Below are 23471 nucleotides of genomic sequence, written 5' to 3' on the forward strand. Positions count from 1 at the left end.
ATCCTTTCGACTAGCTGGCGAACCCATTTTTAATAGCAAAAACAGCCAGCCCGACACGGGTTTTCAAATCCAGTTTTTCACAAAGCTGATCACGGTAGCTTTCTACAGTCCTTGGACTGCAGCACATTCTGTCTGCAATTTCCTTATAGCTTAGTTCAGTAACTGTATATTTCAGGAATTCTTTTTCCCTGTCGGAAATTCTTATGGCAATTTCAGATTCCGTTTCTTTATTAAGGTTGGAGAAAATGATTTTTGAAGCCCAGTCCGGATAAAAAAAGCCGTCACTATTCAGTCGGGTAAGTGCGGTTTCCAAATCTCTAGGATGGGTGTTTTTTAAGAGGTAGCCTTTTGCTCCGCTTTTGATCATCTTGATCACACTGTTGTCGTCTCCCTGCATGCTGAGAGCCATAACCTTGATGTCCGGGTGGTTTTTTGTAAGCCAGGCTGCCGTTTCAAAGCCATCCATAATCGGCATACTGATATCTAAAAGAATAATATCCGGAATTGCGTTGCCCTCTTCAAGTTTCTGGATGAGGTCCTTCCCATTTTCACACACATAGATGACTTCAAATTCATTGAAGTTACCAATAATTCCTTCCAGAGCCTTGGCTATAAGTATATGATCGTCAACAATTACAATTGATTTTTTCATGACTGTTTTTTTAAGATAATATTAAGGTGGGTTCCTGCATTTTCCTGGCTTTCCATATGAAAGCGGGCTCCTATGATTTCGGCTCTGTTTTTCATGTTGGTGAGACCTATTCCGTTGGACTTAATCTGGGAAGTGTCAAACCCGGTTCCGTCATCACGAATATCAAGTTCCCAAAGAATGTCTTCAGAAGTATTCAGGCTGATAAAAATATTTTTACAGCCTGAGTGTTTTATACTATTCTGAATAAACTCCTGAGTGATTCTGAGCAGAACATTTTTATGAACAAAACCTAAATCCAGCTGTTTAAAATTGTGCTCAAAGCTTACTTTACACCTTTTGAAGGAATTGGTGTTGTCCACTTCTTCCTGTATCAAAGTTACAATTTCCTTTTGGTTGATGTTATCATCGGTTAATGTTTTTGACAAGCTTCGAAGATCCTGCAGAGATTGGTTGATGATCTGAGAAACCTGATCAATTCTTTCGCTTGCTTCTGATACTTTGTTTTCATAAAGCATTTGCTGTACATACAGACTTACGAGGGTAAGTTTCTGGCCAATATTGTCATGAAGTTCCCGACCGATCTGCTGCATGGTAGCTTGTTGTATTTCCAGTTGGGTAGACAAGATCTCTCTCTGATGAAGTTCATTTTTTCTTTCAATTTCATTCAAGTGTTCCTTCTTGCGTTGTTTGTAACTTCTGATATAGATTAATACCGCCGTTACAAACATTACAAAAAGGATATTGAATAGAATAATGACAATTAAGAGCTCCGTTTTCCCCATATGAATGAACTTGCAAATAAAATATACATAACTACACCTGACATTAGAAAATAACTAAAATAAATATTCCAGATTTCCATATAATCTAACAATATAGAATAAAATGCCATGAAGGGTAGTGTTCCTATATATGATAGCGTAATTCCCAAATTAATATAAAACATTCTGTTTTTATTAAAATGAAGAATATCTTGAGAATTAATTTGTTTGTAATATTCCATAACTACCAAAAGCATTAAGATAAGGCACCCAAAAGTGTAGTTAAAAGCAAATACAATTTTATTCCCTGAAAAATACAATTCATTGGGAATAAATGAAAGAAGGTATAGGAGAGATAGTCCGTAAAAAAGCTTTGGCTTTCCTAAGGACTTGGCAGCATATAACCAGTAAAAAAAAATAAACTGGACAGGCATCAAAAAGTAATTGTAAAAATAGGCTTTAGAAAAATAAGCAAATTTTCCCCATCTACCATATGCCTCGCTAATGAAGATGAAAACTAAGAAAAATACAAAAAATTTCCAATACTCTTTTCTTACACGATTGTAATACAGAATGCCAACAAAAGCGGCAAGTCCCTCAGCCCAAAGCATACTTTTGCTAGCAAATTCTTGGAAATCCGTCATGTATTTATAAATTAATTGTTAATATAATTCACCTAACGAGGCTTTAGGGGGGGTGAGTTGTCCATTATTTTCTCCAAGACCAGTGTCATCACCAAGAGGTCCGCCACCACCATTACCATTATCACCGCCATTGCCAGATGGAGTAATATTACGTGAATTTAATGCTAAATTTGAATTCTCTCCATTGGTTTGGAAAGGGTTAAAATCAAAATCAACAAGTTCTCCTGTTTCACTGGCTTTTTTCACCGTTGGAATCATCACTAAAGTATGTCTTCCGGCATATTCTACTGGAACAGGGTGAGAGTCCATCATAGACCAGTTTTCCTGCTTAGGATAAGTTGCATAGTAAAATCTGATTCCCAGGTCTGCTTCGGAAGTAGCTGGATTCACTTTGGCAGCTTCTTCTTCGATTTTAGCAATAAAATTTTTCAATTTTGGAAGGTCAAACCAAATAGAATGTGCATCCTGAATTCCTAAAGCAGTGTTAATAGCACTTAGGTGGTTTTGACGGTAATTGTCGATCAGAGCCTGGATAAGACTGTTTGACATGATTCCAGGTTCTAGTGGGTTGTTTGATTCTGTATTCATAGCTTATGGTTTACGGTAAAACTCAATTAATATGCAAATCTCGTAAAAAATATGCTAGGAAATGTATTCGTAAATAGGGAATTATACTGTTATTTTTACCGTGTTTTTACGGATTGTATGTAAAGTATAACAATTGAGAGAGAAAGCAAACGCAGATTTACTCTATAAAAAAACGGAGAAAGTATATTTCTCCGCCAGTTCTTTAAATACAAGGATATTTTCTCCAATCCATGCAGACATATCCCACTGTACAGCAAAGACCGGGAGGACAGCTCCAGTCATCACCACACTGTATAGTTGGTGGTTCAATTCCACCATCGATTTTCTTTAAATCTTGTCTTTTTAGCTTTTTCATAGTGATTTTGTTTTAGTTATTGATTTGTAACGTAAATATAATATTATTTCACCATAATAGGATAAAATAAATGAAAAATAAGTGCCGCAGATTTCTCTACAGCACTTATTCACAAAAATAATATATGAAAAAAACTATTTTATTGTTCAGTAGGTCTGAAAACCAAACCTGTTTCTACAAAATAATCCAGTGTGATTCTGTCTCCATCATTTACACTTCCTGCAAGAATCTCTTTAGACAGTTTGTTTAATACTTCTTGCTGGATCACTCTTTTTAATGGTCTTGCTCCGAAGGCAGGATCGTAGCCTTTATTCATCAGATAATCTACCGCATCCTGAGTGAAGGTCATAATGATGTTTCGTTTAGATAGCATCTCATTGAATCCTCTCAACTGAAACTGAACGATTTTTCCGATTTCTTTTTTTCTTAAAGGCTGGAACAGTACAATCTCATCAATTCTGTTCAGGAATTCCGGACGTAAGGTTTGTTTCAAAAGATCAAAAACTTCGTCTTTTGTTTTATCCACAATTTCATCCTGATTTTCCTCAGTAAGGTTTTCAAAATTCTCCTGAATCAAATGAGATCCTAAGTTAGAGGTCATAATGATGATAGAGTTTTTGAAATTGACAAGGCGTCCTTTATTATCAGTCAGACGTCCATCATCCAAAACCTGAAGTAAAGTATTGAAAACATCCGGGTGTGCCTTTTCAATCTCGTCCAACAGCACCACAGAATAAGGTCTTCTTCTTACCGCTTCAGTCAGCTGTCCGCCTTCATCATATCCTACATATCCCGGAGGCGCCCCTACCAATCTTGAAACACTGTGACGTTCCTGATATTCACTCATATCAATTCTGGTCATGTTGTTTTCATCATCGAATAAGAACTCAGCTAATGCCTTTGCCAATTCCGTTTTACCCACTCCGGTTGTTCCCAGGAATAGGAAAGAACCAATAGGCTTTTTGTCATCACTCAGACCTGCTCTGTTTCTTCTGATCGCATCAGCAACCGCTTGTATTGCTTCGTCCTGTCCTACCACGCGGTGGTGTAGTTCAGATTCAAGATTCAGTAATTTCTCTCTTTCAGACTGCAGCAATTTGGTGACAGGAATACCTGTCCATTTAGCAATCACTTCAGAGATATTTTCTGCGGTAACCTCTTCTTTGATCAGCTCATTCTGATGATTCTGCATTTCAAGCTCCATCTTAGTGAGCTCTTCCTCTTTTTCACGAAGTTTTCCGTACTGGATTTCCGCTACTTTTGCATAATCTCCTGCTCTGGAAGCTCTTTCTGCTTCATGTTTCAGAGATTCAATATCTTTTTTGATCTGGGTAAGATCTTCACTTTTCTGTTTTTCTTTCAGCCATTTGGCATTGATCTCATTTCTCTGTTCCGAAATTTTTGCAATATCTTCCTTCAAATGATCAATTTTGGTCTGGTTGCCTTCTCTTGAAATGGCTGCCAGCTCAATTTCCAGCTGCATCAATTTTCTGTCGAGAACATCAAGCTCTTCCGGTTTGGAATTGATTTCCATTCTCAGTTTTGCAGAAGCTTCATCAATAAGGTCAATGGCTTTATCCGGTAAAAAACGGTCTGAAATATATCTTTGAGACATTTCCACAGCCGCAATAATTGCCTCATCTTTGATTCTTACTTTGTGGTGAGCCTCATATTTATCTTTAATACCACGAAGGATCGAAATTGCAGATTCAGTATCCGGTTCTTCCACCATTACTTTCTGGAAACGTCTCTCCAACGCTTTATCTTTTTCAAAATATTTTTGATATTCGTTCAGAGTAGTGGCTCCAATGGCTCTCAGCTCACCTCTTGCCAAAGCAGGCTTTAAGATGTTGGCTGCATCCATAGCACCTTCACCACCACCGGCTCCTACCAGAGTATGGATCTCATCAATGAAAAGAATAATCTGCCCATCAGCTTTAGTCACCTCATTGACTACAGATTTTAAACGCTCTTCAAATTCACCCTTATATTTGGCTCCGGCGATCAAAGCTCCCATATCCAAGGAGAATAAAGTTTTATCCATCAGATTTTCCGGAACATCACCACTGATAATTCTGTGGGCAATTCCTTCAGCAATCGCTGTTTTACCTACACCAGGTTCTCCAATAAGGATGGGGTTGTTTTTTGTTCTTCTGGAAAGGATCTGTAGAACCCTTCTGATTTCTTCATCACGTCCGATTACAGGATCCAGTTTTCCTTCTGCTGCTAGTTCATTGAAGTTTTTAGCATATTTATTTAAAGACTGATAGGTCTCTTCCGAACTTGCAGAAGTGGCCTTACTTCCTTTTCTTAATTCTTTAATGGCACCTTCCAGCAGATTTTTGGTTACGCCCATATCTTTAAGCATTTTGGAAACTTCAGAACTGGTTTCCAGAAGTGATAACCATAAATGCTCAATCGTTACATATTCGTCACCCATTTTTTTAGCGATGTTGGGGGCATCCAGCAATACTTTGTTTGCTGATTGTGAAAGATAAATGTTTCCTCCTTGTACTTTAGGAAGTTTTTCTAAATTTTCACGGTTTCGCTCTCTTACTAAATTGGCATCTGCTTCAGATTTTTTTAATAAGAAAGGCGATATATTTTCATCTACCTGGAAGATTCCTTCAAGAAGATGTTGAGGTTCGATACTTTGATTGCCCAATTCCATAGCAACCTGTTGTGCTGCCTGGATGGCTTCCTGTGATTTTACAGTATATTGGTTTAAGTTCATATCTTTTATATTTTTGGTAATGGTTCGTATTAAGTTTAACTTTTAAAAAACATCAAGAAACTAAATTTTAAGGCTCAGTTTCTTAATGCCATCAATTATTTAATCATTTATTCGATGACTATATCGCAAAAACTGTTCAATTATTAAATTTATAAAAAATATGGACAAATTTTCCGGATTTTGTATTTTTAACGGAAATTTAACTTGACAAAATTTCCGATTTCACAATTATCACTTGGAAATCTATGAACAAATAGTCATATCATAAAGGGGAAAGTTGATGAGCAAATTTTAAAAAGGTTGAATTTCTTTAATGTAAGTGTTAAAATTCAGCTTTTTATTTTAGAATAATTACTTTTGCATTTTACAGATGGAACTTAAAGAAAAACAGAGAAAAATTTTAGACGTAGCAGTAGAACTTTTCAAGGAGAAGGGCTATATGGGGAGCTCGGTAAGAGACTTGGCTACGAAACTTAATATCAAAGCAGCATCTTTGTATGCGCACATCCGTTCAAAGGAAGAAATTTTGGAATGGATTTGTTTTGGCATTGCCCAGGAATTTTTCGATGAGCTTCAGCATGTAAAAAATACAGATATTGCTCCAAGGGAAAAACTGAATCTATTATTGGATAAACACCTTTCAGTCGTTCTTAAAAACCGTGATGTTACCCATATTTATTCCAATGAATGGAGACATCTGGAAGAAAGGCTTCCCGAATTTGTAGAATTAAGAAAAAATTATCAACAGGAAGTTGAAGAATTGATTTCTGAGATCTACAAAGCCGAAAACTGGGAGCTAAAATCACCATCATTTACCACAAGATTTATCCTTCATACTTTAAATAATTCCTATTTCTGGTTTAAAAGAAGCAGTGATTCCACCGATGAAATTACCGATGAAATCAGGGAAAAACTTCTTTTTGGTTTATTGGGGAACCAGAAAAATTAAACATTTCTTTTGTCCTTCTGACGAAGGAAGAATCTGATAATTATGCTGTTTAGTCATGAATTTTAATACTGTGTCTGTTATTTTGAGATAGAGAAATCGATTCATTCTGGTATTTAATAATAGATTCTTCACTACACTCCTGAACTACGTTCGCAGACCTTCAGTCTGTATTCAGAATGACAGAATCCGCAATTTAAAACCTGCTTTCGTTATTTAGAATCATTCAAAATATGACAAAAGTCATAAAAATTTTGCCAGCTTATAAAATCTTTTTAAATTTACACCTAACAAATGTTAGTTAGTTTTATGGATTTTTCAGTTGAATATCTGGAGCTGGGTCAGTTGAGACAGCTTCAATCCGACCGGTTGATCAGCTTGATCAGCTATTTGGGAGAGAAGTCGGAATTTTATAAAAAGAAATTTGATGAATTGCAAATATCTCCACAGGAAATAAGGTCGATTGAAGATATCACGAAACTTCCAATCACTTACAAACAGGATTTAAGAGATAACTATCCGTTCGGTTTATTTACAGTTCCTAAAGCTGAGCTTCAGCGAATTCACTGTTCAAGCGGAACTACAGGAAAACCAACTGTGGTAGGATACACAAAAGAAGATGTAGACCTTTTCAGTGAAGTAGTGGCGAGATCTTTAAATGCTGCAGGAGCAAAACCAGGAATGCAGTTACACAACGCTTATGGTTATGGGATTTTCACAGGAGGCTTAGGACTTCATTATGGGGCAGAAAAGTTAGGGATGAGTGTTCTTCCTATTTCAGGAGGAATGACGGCAAGACAGGTAGATCTGATTATAGATTTCAAACCTGAAGTGATCTGCTGTTCACCATCATACGCTTTGACCATTGCTGATGAATTTGCCAAAAGAGGAATTCCAGCAGATGAAATAAGTCTTCAATACGCAGTGTTGGGATCAGAACCATGGACAGAAATTATCAGAGGCCACATTGAAGAAAGATTAGGAGTTCATGCAACTAATATCTACGGATTGAGTGAAATTATCGGTCCCGGGGTTTCCATGGAGGATTTCGAAGAAAAAGGAGGTTCTTATATCTGGGAAGATCATTTTTATCCTGAAATTTTAGATCCGGTTACTAAACAGCCGGTTCCTTTTGGAGAAGAAGGAGTGCTGGTGATTACAACTTTAACGAAAAAAGCAATGCCGCTTTTACGGTATTGGACGAATGATATCACCAGTCTTTATTATGATGAGAATGCTAAAAGAACAATGGTGAAAATGAAACCTATCGTTGGCAGAGCAGACGATATGCTGATCGTAAGAGGAGTCAATGTATATCCAAGCCAGATTGAAGATGCGTTCTCTTATGTAAAGGGAGTGGTTCCTAATTATTATTTAACGCCTGTTGAAAAAGAACATATGTGCATCGCCCTGGATATTGATGTTGAAATAGGTGATGAACTGGTGGAGGAACAAAAAATACAAGCAAATACCGATGATTATTTTAATTTTGTCGGGAACTTTGGAAAAAGCATAGAAAACGAAATAAAAAAACGGGTAGGGATCACTACAAAAGTGAAAATTCATGCCCAGGACAGTTTGCCGAAGTGCGAAGGTGGAAAAATTAATAGAATACTTAAAAAATAATGAATTCATTTTATAAACTTAAAACAGTTAAAGTTCAGAAAGATACTTCCGAAGCAGTAAGTGTAGCGGTAGAAGTCCCTGAAGAACTGAAAGATAAGTTCAGGTTCAAGCAAGGGCAGTATCTGAATTTCCGAATGATGATCAACGGAAATGAGGAAAGACGTTCTTACTCTATCTGTAATGCTCCAAGTGAAAAGAGCAATACGCTGGAAGTATTGGTAAAGCTGCTTGAAGGCGGGAAAGTATCAGGCTATTTCAATGAGCATCTTCATATGGATGAGATTCTGGAAGTAATGCCTCCGATGGGTGGTTTTAATACTTCTTATCACCCGACCAATGTGAAAACATATGTGGGATTGGCAGCTGGAAGCGGAATTACTCCTGTTTTATCCAATATTAAAGAAAGCCTTTATCAGGAACCTAACAGTAATGCTTACCTGTTCTATAGCAACAGAAGCATGAATCATATTTTAAGAAAATCTGAAATTGATAAGCTGGTAGAGCATTTCAATGGCAGGCTGAAAGTAGTTTATTTGGTAAGCCGTGAGAAACACGAAGATCCTATTTTTGAAGGAAGAATTTCTGCTGAAAAACTAGAGCAGTTATTTGAAAGATACATTGATATTGATGTAAAAGAAGCTACTTATTTCATCTGTGGACCTTCAGAAATGATCAAAGGGATCGCTGATTATCTGAAAAAAGATAAAAAAGTGCCTGCTATTCAGGTATTATTTGAATATTTTACCGCTCCGGATGAAGAGAATACGGAGGAAATGAGCGATGAATTCAAGGCTATTGCCAATATTGAAAGTATGGTAACGGTGATCATTGATGATGATGAATATTCGTTCCACCTTAATTCTAAAAAAGAAAGTATCTTAGATAAAGCATTGAAAGACCAGCTTCCGGTTCCTTTCGCATGTAAAGGAGGGGTGTGCTGTACGTGTAAAGCCCAGGTTTTAGAAGGAGAAGTTTTCATGGAGAAAAACTATGCGCTTACCGAAGACGAAGTAGCCAGAGGCTTTGTCCTTACCTGCCAATGTCACCCGACAACGAATGTGGTGATGCTTAATTATGATGTTTAAGACAATTTGAAAATGAGAAAATGTGCTAATTTGAAAATGCCATTATTGTGTTTAAATTTTCAAAATTCTCAAATTCTCAAATTCTCAAATTATTTAATTTTCAAATTCAAAAAAGATGGACTTAGAAAAATTTGTTGAATACGTTCACGAAGAAAATAAAGTAGAACCAAAAGATGTAATGCCTGATGATTACAGGAAATTATTGGTTCGTCAGATTTCACAGCACGCTCATTCCGAGATTGTAGGAATGCTGCCGGAAGCTAACTGGATTTCCAGAGCGCCTTCATTAAGAAGAAAAATGGCTCTTCTGGCTAAAGTTCAGGATGAGGCAGGCCACGGGCTATACCTTTATTCAGCAACTGAAACACTAGGAAACGGAACTATCAGAGCTGATAGAGACGCTACTTATGACGATATGCTGGAAGGAAAAGCGAAATATTCGAGTATTTTCAACTATCCAACATTAAGCTGGGCCGATATCGGTGCAATCGGTTGGCTGGTAGATGGTGCAGCGATTATGAACCAGGTAATGCTGATGGGGAATTCTTATGGTCCTTATTCAAGAGCAATGGTGAAAATCTGTAAAGAAGAATCTTTCCACCAAAGACAAGGATATGAGATTCTGATGGCGCTTTGCCGTGGTACAAAACAACAGAAAGAAATGGCTCAGGCTTCGTTAAACCGTTTCTGGTGGCCAGCCTTGATGATGTTTGGTCCAAATGATGACAGCTCACCAAACTCTAAGATCTCTATGAATTACAGAGTGAAAAGAGAAAGTAATGATAGCCTTCGTCAGAGATTTATTGATGTTACCGTTTCTCAGGCTGAATTCTTAGGGTTAACGATTCCAGATAAGGATCTAAAATGGAATGAGGAAAGACAACATTACGATTTCGGAGAACTTCCTTGGGGAGAATTCATGGAAATCTTAAAAGGAAACGGACCTTGCAACAAAAAGCGTATCGAAACAAAACGAAAAGCACAAAGAGAAAATTCGTGGGTAAAAGAAGCAGCGGCTGCTTTTGCAGAAAAACAAGAGAGCAAAATTAATGGCTAAATCTAAAATTGATAGTATCCAAATTCAGAAAATTGTTGATTCAATTGACTTGAAATATAAGTTAGAATATATTAATAATAAGGTTGATAATAATCTAAATATCATTAATGGTGTTAATGAATTTTATGATTCGGCTTGGTTGAAGTTAATTTGTCTATTAACATTTGTCGGAATTGTAATGCCATTGGTGGTTCAATATATACAAAAAAAGAATTTTGAAGAACTTATAACATCTCACACTGATAACATTAATAAAATTATAGCTGAATTAAAATCAGATAATGAGTCTCGCATTAATGCTGAATTAAATATTTTAGAATCTAAATTTCAAACACTAGAAATTAAGAATAAAAAAACCGAAAAATCTGTTGATGCTAGTATGTATTTTCTCCAAGGAAGATCTCTTTTGATGGAAAAAAGATATTGGCAGTCAATAGCTAGTATAGCAAAATCATTAGAATTTTATACACAAGATAAAAATGTTAGTAGAGTTAGTCCTCTTATTTTAGCGATTAAAACGGCAATACAAAAAATAGAAAATAAGGATGAGATTCAGAAAATTAACGATAATCTTACAGCTAGTGGTTATAGTACTTTGGAAATATTAATTAATAGATGTTATGAATTTAGTGTAGAAAATGATTCAATTGGTGCAGATATTAATTTCATAAGACAAAAATTAACCGAAATATAAGATATATGGCAAATTTAGATATGTGGGAAGTGTTTATTCAAACTAAACCGGGATTATCTCACAAACACGTTGGAATTGTACAGGCACCAACAGCAGAAATGGCTTTGCAGAATGCAAGAGACGTTTATACAAGAAGAAAAGAAGGAACTTCTGTTTGGGTAGTTCCAAGTAAATATATTGTGACTTCGGAAGGAATCGACAAAGAAGCTTTCTTCGATCCGGCTGATGACAAACTATACCGTCACCCAACTTTCTACGATATTCCAAACGACGTAAAAAATATGTAGATTAATTAATAATTTGAAAATGTGCTAATTTGAAAATGTAACTATTGCAGATTCATTTTCAAATTAACTAATTCTCAAATTTTCAAATTACAAACAAATGAACCCATTATATAATTATTTATTAAAACTAGCAGACGACAGTTTCATTATGGGACAGCGTTTATCTGCATGGTGCGGTGAAGGACCTTATTTGGAGGAAGATATCGCATTGACAAACATTGCATTAGATGAGCTGGGTCAGGCTAATAACTTTTATGTGTATGCTTCAAGAGTAATAGACAATGGTAAAAGTGAAGATGATTTAGCCTTTTTAAGATATGAGCATGAATATGTAAATGCACACTGGACAGAACTTCCGAATGAAGATTATGCCCACACCATTCTTAAAGTATATGTGTTGTCTGTATATCAGAAACTAATGTACGAGGCATTATCAAGCTCTGCTGATGAAGAACTTTCGGCGATTGCTCAAAAATCGTTGAAAGAAGTGAGATATCACTATACTCACTCTGCTTCATGGATGAAGATTTTTGCTCAGGGAACAGAAGAAAGCCGTGAGCGTTTGGTGAAAGCTATTGAAAATATCTGGGAATATACAAAAGGACTTTTTGCCAAAACAGAAGGTGAAGATGATCTTATTGCTTTGAATATCGTTCCGAATGCAGATGCTCTTTACGAAGAATTCATTGCCATTACGAAGAAAGATTTTGCAGATTTCGGATTAGAATATCCTGAAAACCCTTTCATGCAGCCAAAGTCAAGAACAGGATACCATACAGAGTATTTCGGATTTATCCTTTGTGAACTTCAGTATATGCAGAGAGCATATCCGGGTTGTACTTGGTAATTTAAATATTATGAATATATTAAAATTTTATAGACCAAATATTTCAGAATCCTTTATTGGGAATTTAATTGATAATGATGTAGCATTAGATTTGGTAACTAATGAAGAGGTTAATATTTCTAATTGTTTCAAGTCAGAAATTGATTTATTTTCGAATCAGTTTATTATCAATAGTTTTGAAAAATATTTTTTATTAAAAGATAAATTTATTTTTAAATTTTATATTCTTTATAAAGAAAGCCCAAACATTATTAGGTCTGAATATTTTGGATTTAAGATATATGACATTAATGATAATACATCTGAATTTGATTATAATACATTACAACAGATATTAAATTCAAACCCAGATTTAGTTAAAAATCCAGATGAATATGCGATGTTTAAATCAGAAGTGTTTTTAGAATATCTTCCTTTTTTTCATTTAAATGATTTAATTGATAGATGTTTAAGTTATGAAATTATGAGTGAAGAAGATTTGAAGGAGATTATAATTCTAAACTTAGAAAAGATACAATGATCTTGAAAAATCCTTTAGAAATATTAGAAATGGTTCCCGATCCGGAAATTCCGGTAATCAATATCGTGGAATTGGGTATTGTAAGAGAAGCGAAAGTCACCAGCGAGAATTCTTGTGAAGTGACAATTACGCCCACTTATTCTGCCTGTCCCGCTATGTTTACCATTGAGGAGGATATTATCAAAATGATGAAAGAAAATGGATGGGATGCAAAAGTAGTAACCAAGATGTTTCCGATCTGGACAACAGACTGGCTTACTGATGAAGCGAGAGAAAAACTCCGTGTTTACGGAATCACACCTCCCGAAAAAGGGGCAGACGAACATCACATTGGGAAACCGAAAAAATGTCCACGTTGCGGTTCCGAACATACCAAGCAGATCAGCAGATTTGGGTCTACCTTGTGTAAGGCTTCTTATCAATGTTTAGACTGCCTGGAGCCATTTGATTATTTTAAATGTCATTGATGAGTTATTCATCAATCAGCAACAAACTTTACGGCTATGCAAAGCATAACGAAGGAATTGCTAGATTGTTAAATTATTAGACGGTTACATTAATTTATATTGTTAAATTAGTGCGTTGTTAAATAATAAATTTATAAAAACTATGTATACACAACTCGATATCGAAACGCATTTTGACGGGAAGCTTAAAATCGCATATCTTAATCAACCGGAAACAATGAATGCCCTTACAAAGCCGGCTTTATCAGATCTTAGAGATTTTGTTAAAGAATGTAGCGAAGACGAAACTGTAAGATGTGTTGCCATTTCTGGAAGAGGAAGAGCATTTTGCTCAGGTCAGAATCTGGATGAAGCATTTGTGGCAGGTAAAGAACACCACGATCATGATATTATCAGAAAAATTGTGGTAGATTATTATAACCCTTTAGTGTTGGAAGTTACTCGTTGCAAAAAGCCGGTTATTGCTTTAGTAAACGGTCCTGCAGTAGGAGCGGGAGCGATGTTGGCTTTAATCTCCGACTTCGTTTTAGCAAATGAGAAAGCATATTTTGCTCAGGCATTTTCAAATATCGGTTTAATTCCTGATACAGGAGGAACTTACTTCTTACCGAAGCTTTTAGGTAGACAATTGGCCAATTATTTAGCATTCACAGGTAAAAAGTTATCTGCAGAAGAATCTAAAACTCATGGCCTTGTTGCTGAAGTTTTCACTGAAGAAGAGTTCGTTCCAAAATCTATGGAAATTCTTGAAAGAATGGCAAACATGCCAACAGCAGCGCTTAAGCTTACGAAAAAAGCTTTTGCCAGTTCTTATACCAACACATTGAAAGAACAGCTTGAGCTGGAAGGAGATCTTCAGCAGGAAGCTGCAGGAACAGAAGACTTCTTTGAAGGAGTAAATGCCTTTTTACAAAAAAGAAAACCTAATTATAAAGGAAAATAATTAATTTGAAATGAGTTAATTTGAGAATTTGAAAATGAGAAATGACAAAGAAAATATTATTGTAAATAAGACTTTTGATTTTGCACTACATATTATTGAATTTTCAGAAGATTTATACGAAGCTAAAAAATTTCCTTTGGCAAATCAAATTTTTAAATCAGGAACTTCGATTGGAGCCAATGTTAGAGAAGCTCAAAATGCAGAAAGTAAGGCAGATTTTATTCATAAATTAAAAATTGCAGCTAAAGAAGCTGATGAAACAGAATATTGGCTTTTGCTGTGCTTAAAGTCTCCATATTTGAAATCTCCAAACGAAAAATTAATATCTGATTTAAAAGAAATTCTATTAATTCTGTCTAAAATTATTTCAAGCTCAAAATTAAAATAATTTTCAAATTAACTCATTTTCAAATTTTCAAATTTAAAATATGAATGTAGGAATTATCGGTGCCGGAACGATGGGAATCGGCATTGCACAAGTAGCCGCAACGAACGGATGCAAAGTTTGGGTGTATGACGCCAACGCAAAGCAAGTAGAAACGGCAACCGTAGGTTTGGAAAAAACATTAACCAAATTGGTTGATAAACAAAAAATTTCGGCAGAGAAAATGACTGAAATTTTATCTAATATTTCCATTGCTACAGAATTGAAAGACTTCAAAGATTGTGAATTGGTTATTGAAGCAATTATTGAAAACAAAGACATTAAAACCAAAGTGTTTACAGAACTTGAAACGTATGTTTCAGAAAGCTGTGTCATCAGTTCCAATACCTCATCTATTTCTATCACCTCTCTGGGTGCAGAACTAAAGAAACCGGAGCGTTTCATCGGAATTCACTTTTTCAATCCGGCTCCATTGATGCCTTTAGTGGAAGTTATTTCATCCTTACTAACAGAAAAAACATTAGCAGAAAAAATATACAACCTCATGAAAGAATGGGGAAAAATGCCTGTTATTGCCAAAGATATCCCTGGATTTATTGTCAACAGAATTGCCAGACCTTATTATGGGGAAGGGCTGAGGATTGTTGAAGAAAACATCGCTACACCAGAACAGGTGGATGACGCCATGAAAACCCTGGGGAACTTCAAAATGGGACCTTTCGAATTGATGGATCTTATCGGAGTTGATGTGAACTTTGCTGTAACAACAACCGTTTACAAAGATTATTTCTACGATCCGAAATACAAGCCGTCTCTATTGCAGCAAAGAATGTCTGAAGCAAAACTTCACGGCAGAAAAACAGGAAAAGGTTTCTACGATTACAGCGAAGGAGCAGAAAAACCTGTTGCTCAGAAAGACGATGCTTTATACCAGCAGATCTTTTTAAGAATCATTTCCATGCTGATCAACGAAGCTGTTGAAGCCAAAAGATTAGGCGTTGCGAATGATGAAGATCTCGAACTGGCCATGCAGAAAGGCGTAAACTATCCGAAAGGATTATTAAGCTGGGGTAAAGAAATCGGGTATGCAAAAATTTCCGAAACCCTTCAGAGCCTTTACGAAGAATATCAGGAAGAAAGATACAGACAAAGTCCCTTACTTCGTAAAATGAATTAGATAATTTGAAAATGGGCCAATTTGAAAATTGATTATAATAGGTTTTCATTTTCAAATTCTCAAATTTATTTAATTTTCAAATTAATATTATGGATATAGAAGAACTCAGAGCAGAGCTGGAGACCAGACTTTTAATTGAAAAACAGTATTTAACACAGGAAGCTTCCTCTGTAAATAATGAAGAAAGGCTAGAATTATTAGGAAAGTTTAATGAAAAATATAAAGAGCTGATCAAAAGATTAGCCAACGAAAACGGAATTGAGTTAAATGCTTCCTACCCCTCTGAAAATTCATCAGACGTAGAAAATCTTTCATACGAACAAATCATTCTGGGTAAGACCATGAGTATTTATGACAGGTTATCTGATGAGCTGTATGAAGAAATAACAAACATATAATAGAAATGAATCCAAGACAAGTAGCAGATTATATGTTCAATCAGGATTATTTTTCCCAGTGGATGAATATCAAGATGATTGAAGTAAAAGAAAATTACTGTTTAATAGAAATGCCAATTAAGAAGGATATGATTAATGGGCTTAAAACAGTTCATGGTGGAGTCACATTCGCTTTTGCAGACTCAGCGCTGGCATTTTCTTCCAACAATACCGGAGATGCCGCTGTAGCATTGAATTGTATCATCAATTTTACCAAAGCAGGAAAGGAAGGCGATGTTTTCAGAGCAGAAAGTATTTTGGTGAATAACACAAGAAAAACAGCCGTTTATGACATTCAGATTACCAATCAAAACCAGGAGCTGATAGCAAAATTTGTAGGTACAGTCTACAAAATCGGGAAAAAAGTAACCGATTTATAAAAAACTAAAACCAGACACCGGATTAAACAAAATGAAAAAAATAGTTGCACTGCTTTTCGGGATTTCAACTCTTTTGATAAACGCTCAGCAGAAAGTGAACGAAACTTTGAAAAAAGAACTTGATGACATCATGAAGGTGGATCAGGGATACAGAATGCTTTTTGACTCTGAAATAACCCCGGATAAGAAAAAACAGATTCTGAAAGATCTGAATATCGACAGTGATGAGTTTGAAAAGAGAAGATGGGAGTTGGTGGCTGAGCATGATACTCTGAACATAAAGAGAATAGAAAGTATTATTTCAAAATACGGCTATCCCGGAAAAACACTGGTGGGTGAGCCTACCAATCACGCTGCATGGTATGTGATTCAGCATTCAACCAAAATTGCAAAATATTTTCCGCTCATCAAAGAAGCCGGGGAAAAGAAGGAAATTCCTTTTACATCGGTTGCTATGATGGAAGACCGATACCTGATGAATGAAAACAAAGAACAGATCTACGGAACACAGGGAAAAGGAGAAATGACAAAAGATAAAGACGGGAAACAAATCTTTGTCAATTTTGTATGGCCTGTCAAAGATCTTAAGAATGTAAATAAAAGAAGAAAAGAAGCAGGGTTTGATTCCACCTTTGAAGAAAGTATCCAAAGAATGTATGGAAAGGACTTCAAATACGAGCCCTATACTGTAAAACAGGTTTTAGAACTGAGAAATAAAAACAAATAAATCAGGTATTGTTACACGGTTACATTACTGGATTATTATATTAAAATATTTATGAATAACGTATACATCATAGACTATGTCAGAACTCCCATCTCAAAACTGCAGGGAGGATTATCAGAAGTAAGAGCCGATGATTTGGCTGCTATTGTTATTAAAGAAGTAGTAGCAAGAAACCCTGAAGTTCCTGTGGAGGAAATTGAAGACGTTATTTTCGGATGTGCCAATCAGGCGGGAGAAGATAACAGAAACGTTGCAAGAATGGGGCTTTTACTGGCTGGTCTCCCTTACAAAATCGGAGGAGAGACTGTTAATAGACTGTGTGCTTCAGGAATGTCTGCTGTAGCAAATGCATTCCGTTCCATTGCTGCAGGAGAAGGAGAAATTTATATTGCAGGAGGAGTGGAGCATATGACACGTTCCCCTTATGTAATGTCAAAACCAAGTGCTGCTTTCGGAAGAGACAGTCAGATGTTTGATACTACTTTCGGATGGCGTTTCATCAACCCTAAAATGAAAGAATTATACGGGGTTGACGGAATGGGAGAAACTGCTGAAAATTTAGCAGATATCCACCAGATCAATAGAGAAGATCAGGATAAATTTGCCCTTTGGTCTCAGCAGAAAGCGACAAAAGCTCAGGAAAATGGTAGACTGGCAGAAGAAATTGTAAAAGTTGAAATTCCTCAGAGAAAAGGTGATCCTATTGTTTTTGAAAAAGATGAATTCATTAAGCCAACCTCTTCTATGGAAGGTTTGGCAAAACTTCGTCCGGCTTTCAGAAAAGAAGGAACGGTAACTGCTGGTAACGCTTCAGGAATGAATGACGGAGCTGCTGCCTTGATTTTAGCAAGTGAAGAAGCCGTTAAAAAATATGGTTTAAAACCAAAAGCCAGAATTTTAGGATCTTCCGTAGCAGGAGTAGAGCCAAGAATCATGGGGATAGGACCAGTAGAAGCCTCTCAAAAGCTATTGAAGAGATTGAACCTTTCTCTTGAAGACATGGATATCATCGAACTCAATGAAGCATTTGCAGCACAGGCGCTGGCAGTAACAAGAAGCTTAGGATTGAAAGATGATGATGCAAGAATAAACCCGAACGGGGGAGCTATTGCCATCGGTCACCCACTGGGTGTTTCCGGAGCAAGAATTGTAGGTTCTGCAGCAATGGAACTTCAGAAACAAGATAAAAAATATGCATTGTGTGCCCTATGTATCGGTGTAGGACAAGGATATGCAATGGTTATCGAAAAAGTATAATTAATTTGAAAGTGAGTTAATTTGAGAATTTGAAAATGTTTAAAGACATTATTAATTTTCAAATTATCCCATTCTCAGATTTTCAAATTAAAAAATATGAACATCTACTCATACCACGGAATTCGTCCCATTATAAAACCATCTGCTTACATTCATCCGCAGGCAGTCATTATCGGGAACGTAGAAATAGGTGAAGAAGTATATATCGGTCCCAATGCAGTCATTCGTGGGGACTGGGGAAAAATTATCATTAAAGACGGAGCTAATGTACAGGAAAACTGTACTCTTCACGTTTTCCCGAATATAGAAACCATATTGGAAGAATCTGCACATATCGGACATGGAGCGATCATTCATTCCGGACACATTGGGAAAAACTGCTTAATCGGAATGAACGCTGTGGTAATGGACAAAGCTTATATCGGTGATGAAAGTATCGTCGGAGCATTGGCTTTTGTACCGGCTAATTTCAGATGTGAACCAAGAAAGCTGATCGTTGGAAGCCCTGCAAAAGTAATCCGTGATGTATCTGACGAAATGATTCACTGGAAAACAGAAGGAACAAAATTATATCAGGAGCTGGCAAGAGAAGGAAAAGAAGCTATTCTGCCATGTGAGCCTTTTACAGAATATGTTCAGCAGATCCCAACGAAAATTGTGGATTACAGCATTTGGGATGATATAAAATAACAGTTCAAACCTTATAGGTTTTTAAAACCTATAAGGTTTGAACTTACCAAAATAAAAACACACAAAATGATAAATAAATGGCTAATAATACAGAAAGCTTCGAGTGTGGATATATCTATCACATATATTCCCACGCTGTTGGAAAAGATTTAATTTTCCGTGAAGATGAAAACTATCAGTATTTTTTGAATAAATTATTAAAATATATTATTCCTGTTGCTGATATTTATGCTTACTGTTTATTGCCAAATCATTTTCATTTGCTGTTGAGGTTTAAAGAATTGAATGAAGTTGAACATAAGTATCTAATGAAACCCTTTAGCAATTTATTGAATGCATATGCTAAAGCTTATAACAAAAGATACAATAGGAAAGGTGCTCTTTTTCTTGACTTTTTGAAACGTAAAAGAGTTCAGGACGAAAAATATTTGACTAAGCTTGTTCATTATATTCATAACAATCCGGTAAATCACGGCTATGTAAATGATATTAACGAATGGAAATATACATCATATAGCTCCTATGTCAATTTATCTAAACCAAGTAAATTAGAGAGGATGCAATTGATGAAATTTTTTGATACAACAGAAGATTTTATAAAGTATCATATTTCTAATGTAGAATATGACTTTATGGATTTGGAATAATTTAAATACTTGTGAACAAGAGACAAAATTAAATATGATTAAGAAAATTGCACTTGCATGCAGCATAATGTTTGCGGTGGGGAGTACGCTGTCAGCACAGACTGTTACGACAAAACCGCTTACAATAGGAGAAGTGAGGACGATTAAGTCCAAAACCTTAAATGAAGACAGAACGCTGAATATTTATCTTCCACAAGGATTTGATAAAACAAAATCATATCCGGTGATCTATTTATTGGATGGAAGTATGAATGAAGATTTTATTCACGTGACAGGATTAGTACAATTCTTTAATCAGATGTATTCCATGCCGGAAGCCATTGTGGTGGGAGTTGCTAATGTAGACAGAAAAAGAGACTTTACTTTTCATACGGATTTAAAAGACTTACAGAAAGATTATCCTACAACAGGACACTCTGATAAGTTCATTGCATTTCTTGAAAAAGAATTAAAACCTTATGTGGAAAGTCAGTTTAAAACAACCGATAAATACCTTTTTGGTCAATCTTTGGGAGGACTTTTAGCAACAGAAATCCTTTTGAAAAAACCGGAAATGTTCAATAACTATTTTATCATCAGTCCAAGTTTGTGGTGGGATGATGAGAGTCTTTTAAAACAGGCTCCACAACTACTTTCAAAATCTCCTGATACTAAAAAGTTTGTCTATGTTTCTGTAGGGAAAGGAGAACATCCTGTAATGATAAAAGATGCAGAGAATTTCTATGATGTTTTGAAAAAAGCAGGAAAGAAAAACTGGACATTAGAATATAAAATGATGGAAACAGATAATCACGCAACCATTCTTCACAGAAGTTTATATGAAGGATTAGTGAAAATGTTTCCGTATCAGGAACCGAAATAATTTTTATCTGAAAGAATGATTGTATACTCAAACCTTATAGGTTTTTAAAACCTATAAGGTTTAGATAAGCTTATTAAAAAGAATAATCTAAGCAAAAAGTAAAAAACTATATGGAAAAGTTAAAAAACTATATCTACGGACAATGGGTAGAAGGTAACGGAAGCGGAGTTCCTTTGTACAATGCCGTTACAGGAGAACAGGTGGCTGTTTCCGATACAGAAGGGCTTAATTTTGAACAAGCTCTTGACTACGGAAGAACAGTGGGATATAAAAACCTTTCTTCAATGACTTTCTACGACCGTGGAGAAATGTTGAAAAAAGTAGCGCTTTACCTGCTGGAAAGAAAGAAAAAATATTACGACTTATCATATAAAACAGGAGCTACCCATGTTGATTCATGGGTGGATATTGAAGGAGGTTTCGGAACGTTCTTTACCTATTCAGGATTAGCAAAAAGAATGCTGCCTAACACTTCATTTTGGGTTGATGGTGATACTCAGAAAATTTCAGCTAACGGAACTTTCTTAGGAACTCATATTTTAACGCCGAGTGAAGGAGTTTCTGTACAGATCAATGCCTATAACTTTCCGGTTTGGGGAATGTTGGAAAAACTATCTACATCCTTATTGGCGGGTGTTCCTTCCATTGTGAAGCCTTCACCTTTTGGATCTTATCTTACGAATGCTGTATTCCAGGACATGATTGAAAGTGGAGTATTGCCTGAAGGTGCCGTTCAGTTAGTGTGTGGTGAACCAGGAAATATTCTGGATTATATACAAGACGGAGACTCTGTGTTGTTTACAGGTTCAGCCCATACAGGAAGAAAATTGAAATCAATGCCTTCTATCGCTGGAAATGCTGTTCGTTTCAATATGGAAGCAGATTCTTTGAACTGTTCTATCCTTGGATTGGAAGCAAAACCGGGAACTCCAGAATTTGACCTATTCATCAAAGAAGTTCGCAACGAAATGACGACGAAAGCAGGACAGAAATGTACAGCGATCAGAAGAATTATTGTTCCTGAGCACTTAATCGGTGATGTTCAGAATGCTTTGTCTAAAGCTTTGGATCAAACAAAAATCGGAAACCCATTAAGCAGAGAGACGAAAATGGGATCTTTGGTGGGAAGACAGCAGTATGAAGAAGTTCTTAGAAAAGTAGACATTTTAAAATCAGAAACAGAACTTGTCTATGACGGAAAACACGAGCTGGTAGATGCCGACTATGAAAACGGAGCATTTATGAGTCCGAAATTATTCCTGAATGACAAGCCTTTCGAAAAAAATATCTCTCACGATGTAGAAGCCTTTGGTCCGGTATCTACTTTAATGCCGTATAAAGATGCTGAAGAAGCAGCTGCATTGGCAAAAAGAGGAAAAGGAAGTTTAGTAGGATCTATCGTTTCTCATGACGAGAACTTTATCGCCGAAACTTCATGGAAAATGGCTTCCCAACACGGAAGAATCTTTGTACTGAACAGAGATAATGCCAAGGAAAGCACAGGTCACGGTTCTCCACTTCCGACATTGATGCACGGAGGTCCTGGTAGAGCAGGTGGCGGAGAGGAAATGGGAGGTCTGAGCGGTCTTCATTTCTTCCTGCAGAAAACAGCTATTCAGGGTTCACCGGATGTACTGAAAGCGATTACTAAAATTTATCAACAGGGAGCAGAGAAAAAATTCTCAGACAAGCATCCTTTCCAGAAATATTTTGAGGAAGTAGAAGTAGGAGACTCTTTAGAAACAGCAGGAAGAACCGTTACAGATGCAGATATCGTAAACTTCTCCAATGTTTCATGGGATCATTTCTACGCCCATACTGATGCAACAAGTTTATCGGGGACAATCTTCGATAAAACGGTAGCCCATGGATATTTCATCCTTTCGGCAGCAGCAGGATTATTTGTTTCCGGTAAGAAAGGACCTGTAATTGCTAATTACGGATTGGAAGAATGCAGCTTCTTCAAACCAGTATACGCGGGAGATACCATTACGGTTTATTTAACAGCCAAAGAAAAAATCAACAGAGGAGTAAAAGGAAGAAATATTCCTTCCGGTGTTGTAAAATGGCTGGTTGAAGTGGTAAACCAAAGAGATGAGGTAGTTTGCGTAGCAACAATCTTGACATTGGTGGCAAAACAATCCCCTTTCATCGATCTGAATGTGAAAAATATTCAAAAAAGTTTGAACGGTCTGACGGAGAATACTCCTCCAATTTGGGGTAAAATGTCTCCGCAGCAAATGATTGAACACCTGGAGAAAGCAGTCTTGGTAAGCTTTGGAGAGCCCGAAGCAGAAAAATGTTTCACTCCTGAAGAAAATCTTGAAAAATGGCAGGATTCTCTGTATAATCATCGAGCAATGCCAAAAGAATTTACAGCTCCGTTCCTTCCTCAGGATGGTTCACTTCCTGAACTTATCCACAAGAATCTGGAAGCAGCAAAACTGTCATTCATGGATAACCTGAAGAAATTTGTGATCTATTACAAAGAAAATCCACAGGCAGAACACATGAATTATGTATTCGGAAAACTGAATAAAGAAATGTGGGAACTAATGCATAAAAAGCATTTTACACACCACTTCCAACAGTTTGGATTGATTTAATTCAGTAAAATATAAGTTTAAAATCCCTTTCAGTAATTGAAAGGGATTTTTTAATGGACAATTACCCTTGTCAAGGTTTTAAACCTTGACAAGGGTA

Annotated in this window: 26 protein-coding genes; 20 read left to right on the forward strand and 6 right to left on the reverse strand. The window is 36.2% G+C overall.

Features of this window, described 5'->3' with window-relative positions; all coding sequences use genetic code 11:
- Nucleotides 1-10: 10 nt before the first annotated feature.
- From DBR39_RS23095 to clpB, 6 genes are all read right to left on the reverse strand, one after another.
- Nucleotides 11-652 (reverse strand): response regulator transcription factor, encoded by a 642-nt coding sequence (locus DBR39_RS23095; RefSeq protein ID WP_124537034.1) that lies wholly within the window; start codon nt 650-652, stop codon nt 11-13.
- On the reverse strand, nt 649-1434 hold the full coding sequence (locus DBR39_RS23100) for a sensor histidine kinase (RefSeq protein WP_124537035.1): 786 nt from the start codon (nt 1432-1434) through the stop codon (nt 649-651). The genes DBR39_RS23095 and DBR39_RS23100 overlap by 4 nt, the downstream gene beginning before the upstream one ends.
- Nucleotides 1413-2057: a hypothetical protein gene (locus DBR39_RS23105; protein WP_124537036.1), complete on the reverse strand. Its 645-nt coding sequence runs from the start codon at nt 2055-2057 to the stop codon at nt 1413-1415. Before DBR39_RS23105 ends, DBR39_RS23100 begins: the two co-directional genes overlap by 22 nt.
- Before the next feature lie 18 nt (nt 2058-2075).
- Nucleotides 2076-2645, reverse strand: a complete 570-nt coding sequence (locus DBR39_RS23110) for a hypothetical protein (RefSeq protein WP_124537037.1) — start codon at nt 2643-2645, stop codon at nt 2076-2078.
- A 162-nt stretch (nt 2646-2807) separates the two neighbouring features.
- Entirely contained in the window at nt 2808-2963 is a 156-nt protein-coding gene (locus tag DBR39_RS24410; protein WP_185147248.1) for a hypothetical protein, read from the reverse strand.
- Between the two features lie 176 nt (nt 2964-3139).
- Nucleotides 3140-5734, reverse strand: coding sequence for an ATP-dependent chaperone ClpB (gene clpB / locus DBR39_RS23115; protein WP_103234542.1), 2595 nt, complete (start codon nt 5732-5734; stop codon nt 3140-3142).
- A gap of 370 nt (nt 5735-6104) precedes the next feature.
- Between clpB and DBR39_RS23120 the strand changes: the two genes are divergently transcribed.
- The 20 genes from DBR39_RS23120 (at nt 6105) to paaZ (ending at nt 23374) form a co-directional block, all read left to right on the forward strand.
- A complete protein-coding gene (locus DBR39_RS23120) occupies nt 6105-6683 on the forward strand; it encodes a TetR/AcrR family transcriptional regulator (protein ID WP_124537038.1) in 579 nt (192 codons plus the stop codon).
- A gap of 306 nt (nt 6684-6989) precedes the next feature.
- Entirely contained in the window at nt 6990-8306 is a 1317-nt protein-coding gene (locus DBR39_RS23125) for a phenylacetate--CoA ligase family protein (protein ID WP_124537039.1), read from the forward strand.
- The gene (locus tag DBR39_RS23130; protein WP_109739265.1) at nt 8306-9391 is read left to right on the forward strand and encodes a 2Fe-2S iron-sulfur cluster-binding protein; all 1086 of its coding nucleotides are present in this window, start codon (nt 8306-8308) and stop codon (nt 9389-9391) included. Before DBR39_RS23125 ends, DBR39_RS23130 begins: the two co-directional genes overlap by 1 nt.
- A gap of 115 nt (nt 9392-9506) precedes the next feature.
- Entirely contained in the window at nt 9507-10448 is a 942-nt protein-coding gene (paaA, locus tag DBR39_RS23135) for a 1,2-phenylacetyl-CoA epoxidase subunit PaaA (RefSeq protein ID WP_124537040.1), read from the forward strand.
- Entirely contained in the window at nt 10441-11142 is a 702-nt protein-coding gene (locus tag DBR39_RS23140; protein WP_124537041.1) for a hypothetical protein, read from the forward strand. Before paaA ends, DBR39_RS23140 begins: the two co-directional genes overlap by 8 nt.
- Before the next feature lie 5 nt (nt 11143-11147).
- Nucleotides 11148-11429, forward strand: a complete 282-nt coding sequence (paaB, locus tag DBR39_RS23145; protein WP_034679196.1) for a 1,2-phenylacetyl-CoA epoxidase subunit PaaB — start codon at nt 11148-11150, stop codon at nt 11427-11429.
- Nucleotides 11430-11526: 97 nt separating this feature from the next.
- Complete coding sequence (gene paaC, locus DBR39_RS23150; protein ID WP_124537042.1) at nt 11527-12276, forward strand: 1,2-phenylacetyl-CoA epoxidase subunit PaaC; 750 nt, start codon at nt 11527-11529, stop codon at nt 12274-12276.
- Between the two features lie 10 nt (nt 12277-12286).
- A complete protein-coding gene (locus tag DBR39_RS23155; protein ID WP_124537043.1) occupies nt 12287-12796 on the forward strand; it encodes a hypothetical protein in 510 nt (169 codons plus the stop codon).
- Entirely contained in the window at nt 12793-13263 is a 471-nt protein-coding gene (gene paaD, locus DBR39_RS23160) for a 1,2-phenylacetyl-CoA epoxidase subunit PaaD (protein WP_185147249.1), read from the forward strand. The genes DBR39_RS23155 and paaD overlap by 4 nt, the downstream gene beginning before the upstream one ends.
- A gap of 142 nt (nt 13264-13405) precedes the next feature.
- Nucleotides 13406-14206 carry an enoyl-CoA hydratase/isomerase family protein gene (locus DBR39_RS23165; protein ID WP_109739263.1) on the forward strand — a complete coding sequence of 267 codons (801 nt, stop codon included), beginning with the start codon at nt 13406-13408 and terminating at the stop codon, nt 14204-14206.
- Nucleotides 14207-14240: 34 nt separating this feature from the next.
- Nucleotides 14241-14594, forward strand: a complete 354-nt coding sequence (locus DBR39_RS23170) for a four helix bundle protein (protein WP_103233838.1) — start codon at nt 14241-14243, stop codon at nt 14592-14594.
- Between the two features lie 40 nt (nt 14595-14634).
- A complete protein-coding gene (locus DBR39_RS23175; RefSeq protein ID WP_124537044.1) occupies nt 14635-15768 on the forward strand; it encodes a 3-hydroxyacyl-CoA dehydrogenase NAD-binding domain-containing protein in 1134 nt (377 codons plus the stop codon).
- A gap of 89 nt (nt 15769-15857) precedes the next feature.
- On the forward strand, nt 15858-16166 hold the full coding sequence (locus tag DBR39_RS23180; RefSeq protein WP_124537045.1) for a hypothetical protein: 309 nt from the start codon (nt 15858-15860) through the stop codon (nt 16164-16166).
- A gap of 5 nt (nt 16167-16171) precedes the next feature.
- Complete coding sequence (locus DBR39_RS23185; protein WP_124537046.1) at nt 16172-16585, forward strand: PaaI family thioesterase; 414 nt, start codon at nt 16172-16174, stop codon at nt 16583-16585.
- A 31-nt stretch (nt 16586-16616) separates the two neighbouring features.
- Nucleotides 16617-17312, forward strand: coding sequence for a DUF6624 domain-containing protein (locus DBR39_RS23190; protein WP_124537047.1), 696 nt, complete (start codon nt 16617-16619; stop codon nt 17310-17312).
- A 51-nt stretch (nt 17313-17363) separates the two neighbouring features.
- Complete coding sequence (gene pcaF / locus DBR39_RS23195; RefSeq protein ID WP_124537048.1) at nt 17364-18569, forward strand: 3-oxoadipyl-CoA thiolase; 1206 nt, start codon at nt 17364-17366, stop codon at nt 18567-18569.
- 96 nt (nt 18570-18665) lie between these two features.
- Nucleotides 18666-19259 (forward strand): transferase hexapeptide repeat family protein, encoded by a 594-nt coding sequence (locus DBR39_RS23200; RefSeq protein WP_124537049.1) that lies wholly within the window; start codon nt 18666-18668, stop codon nt 19257-19259.
- Nucleotides 19260-19336: 77 nt separating this feature from the next.
- Complete coding sequence (locus DBR39_RS23205) at nt 19337-19906, forward strand: transposase (protein WP_124537050.1); 570 nt, start codon at nt 19337-19339, stop codon at nt 19904-19906.
- Nucleotides 19907-19940: 34 nt separating this feature from the next.
- The gene (locus DBR39_RS23210) at nt 19941-20768 is read left to right on the forward strand and encodes an alpha/beta hydrolase (protein WP_124537051.1); all 828 of its coding nucleotides are present in this window, start codon (nt 19941-19943) and stop codon (nt 20766-20768) included.
- 110 nt (nt 20769-20878) lie between these two features.
- A complete protein-coding gene (gene paaZ, locus DBR39_RS23215) occupies nt 20879-23374 on the forward strand; it encodes a phenylacetic acid degradation bifunctional protein PaaZ (RefSeq protein WP_124537052.1) in 2496 nt (831 codons plus the stop codon).
- Nucleotides 23375-23471: the final 97 nt, after the last annotated feature.

Origin of the sequence: Chryseobacterium sp. KBW03, assembly GCF_003852415.1 — a bacterium.
GTDB classification, from domain to species: Bacteria; Bacteroidota; Bacteroidia; order Flavobacteriales; family Weeksellaceae; genus Chryseobacterium; species Chryseobacterium viscerum.

What these genes read in the sequence shown, in the direction of transcription:
- DBR39_RS23095 (WP_124537034.1), bottom strand. Translation starts at nt 652, where the DNA reads ATGAAAAAATCAATTGTAATTGTTGACGATCATATACTTATAGCCAAG.
- DBR39_RS23100 (WP_124537035.1), bottom strand. Translation starts at nt 1,434, where the DNA reads ATGGGGAAAACGGAGCTCTTAATTGTCATTATTCTATTCAATATCCTT.
- DBR39_RS23105 (WP_124537036.1), bottom strand. Translation starts at nt 2,057, where the DNA reads ATGACGGATTTCCAAGAATTTGCTAGCAAAAGTATGCTTTGGGCTGAG.
- DBR39_RS23110 (WP_124537037.1), bottom strand. Translation starts at nt 2,645, where the DNA reads ATGAATACAGAATCAAACAACCCACTAGAACCTGGAATCATGTCAAAC.
- DBR39_RS24410 (WP_185147248.1), bottom strand. Translation starts at nt 2,963, where the DNA reads ATGGTGGAATTGAACCACCAACTATACAGTGTGGTGATGACTGGAGCT.
- clpB (WP_103234542.1), bottom strand. Translation starts at nt 5,734, where the DNA reads ATGAACTTAAACCAATATACTGTAAAATCACAGGAAGCCATCCAGGCA.
- DBR39_RS23120 (WP_124537038.1), top strand. Translation starts at nt 6,105, where the DNA reads ATGGAACTTAAAGAAAAACAGAGAAAAATTTTAGACGTAGCAGTAGAA.
- DBR39_RS23125 (WP_124537039.1), top strand. Translation starts at nt 6,990, where the DNA reads ATGGATTTTTCAGTTGAATATCTGGAGCTGGGTCAGTTGAGACAGCTT.
- DBR39_RS23130 (WP_109739265.1), top strand. Translation starts at nt 8,306, where the DNA reads ATGAATTCATTTTATAAACTTAAAACAGTTAAAGTTCAGAAAGATACT.
- paaA (WP_124537040.1), top strand. Translation starts at nt 9,507, where the DNA reads ATGGACTTAGAAAAATTTGTTGAATACGTTCACGAAGAAAATAAAGTA.
- DBR39_RS23140 (WP_124537041.1), top strand. Translation starts at nt 10,441, where the DNA reads ATGGCTAAATCTAAAATTGATAGTATCCAAATTCAGAAAATTGTTGAT.
- paaB (WP_034679196.1), top strand. Translation starts at nt 11,148, where the DNA reads ATGGCAAATTTAGATATGTGGGAAGTGTTTATTCAAACTAAACCGGGA.
- paaC (WP_124537042.1), top strand. Translation starts at nt 11,527, where the DNA reads ATGAACCCATTATATAATTATTTATTAAAACTAGCAGACGACAGTTTC.
- DBR39_RS23155 (WP_124537043.1), top strand. Translation starts at nt 12,287, where the DNA reads ATGAATATATTAAAATTTTATAGACCAAATATTTCAGAATCCTTTATT.
- paaD (WP_185147249.1), top strand. Translation starts at nt 12,793, where the DNA reads ATGATCTTGAAAAATCCTTTAGAAATATTAGAAATGGTTCCCGATCCG.
- DBR39_RS23165 (WP_109739263.1), top strand. Translation starts at nt 13,406, where the DNA reads ATGTATACACAACTCGATATCGAAACGCATTTTGACGGGAAGCTTAAA.
- DBR39_RS23170 (WP_103233838.1), top strand. Translation starts at nt 14,241, where the DNA reads ATGAGAAATGACAAAGAAAATATTATTGTAAATAAGACTTTTGATTTT.
- DBR39_RS23175 (WP_124537044.1), top strand. Translation starts at nt 14,635, where the DNA reads ATGAATGTAGGAATTATCGGTGCCGGAACGATGGGAATCGGCATTGCA.
- DBR39_RS23180 (WP_124537045.1), top strand. Translation starts at nt 15,858, where the DNA reads ATGGATATAGAAGAACTCAGAGCAGAGCTGGAGACCAGACTTTTAATT.
- DBR39_RS23185 (WP_124537046.1), top strand. Translation starts at nt 16,172, where the DNA reads ATGAATCCAAGACAAGTAGCAGATTATATGTTCAATCAGGATTATTTT.
- DBR39_RS23190 (WP_124537047.1), top strand. Translation starts at nt 16,617, where the DNA reads ATGAAAAAAATAGTTGCACTGCTTTTCGGGATTTCAACTCTTTTGATA.
- pcaF (WP_124537048.1), top strand. Translation starts at nt 17,364, where the DNA reads ATGAATAACGTATACATCATAGACTATGTCAGAACTCCCATCTCAAAA.
- DBR39_RS23200 (WP_124537049.1), top strand. Translation starts at nt 18,666, where the DNA reads ATGAACATCTACTCATACCACGGAATTCGTCCCATTATAAAACCATCT.
- DBR39_RS23205 (WP_124537050.1), top strand. Translation starts at nt 19,337, where the DNA reads ATGGCTAATAATACAGAAAGCTTCGAGTGTGGATATATCTATCACATA.
- DBR39_RS23210 (WP_124537051.1), top strand. Translation starts at nt 19,941, where the DNA reads ATGATTAAGAAAATTGCACTTGCATGCAGCATAATGTTTGCGGTGGGG.
- paaZ (WP_124537052.1), top strand. Translation starts at nt 20,879, where the DNA reads ATGGAAAAGTTAAAAAACTATATCTACGGACAATGGGTAGAAGGTAAC.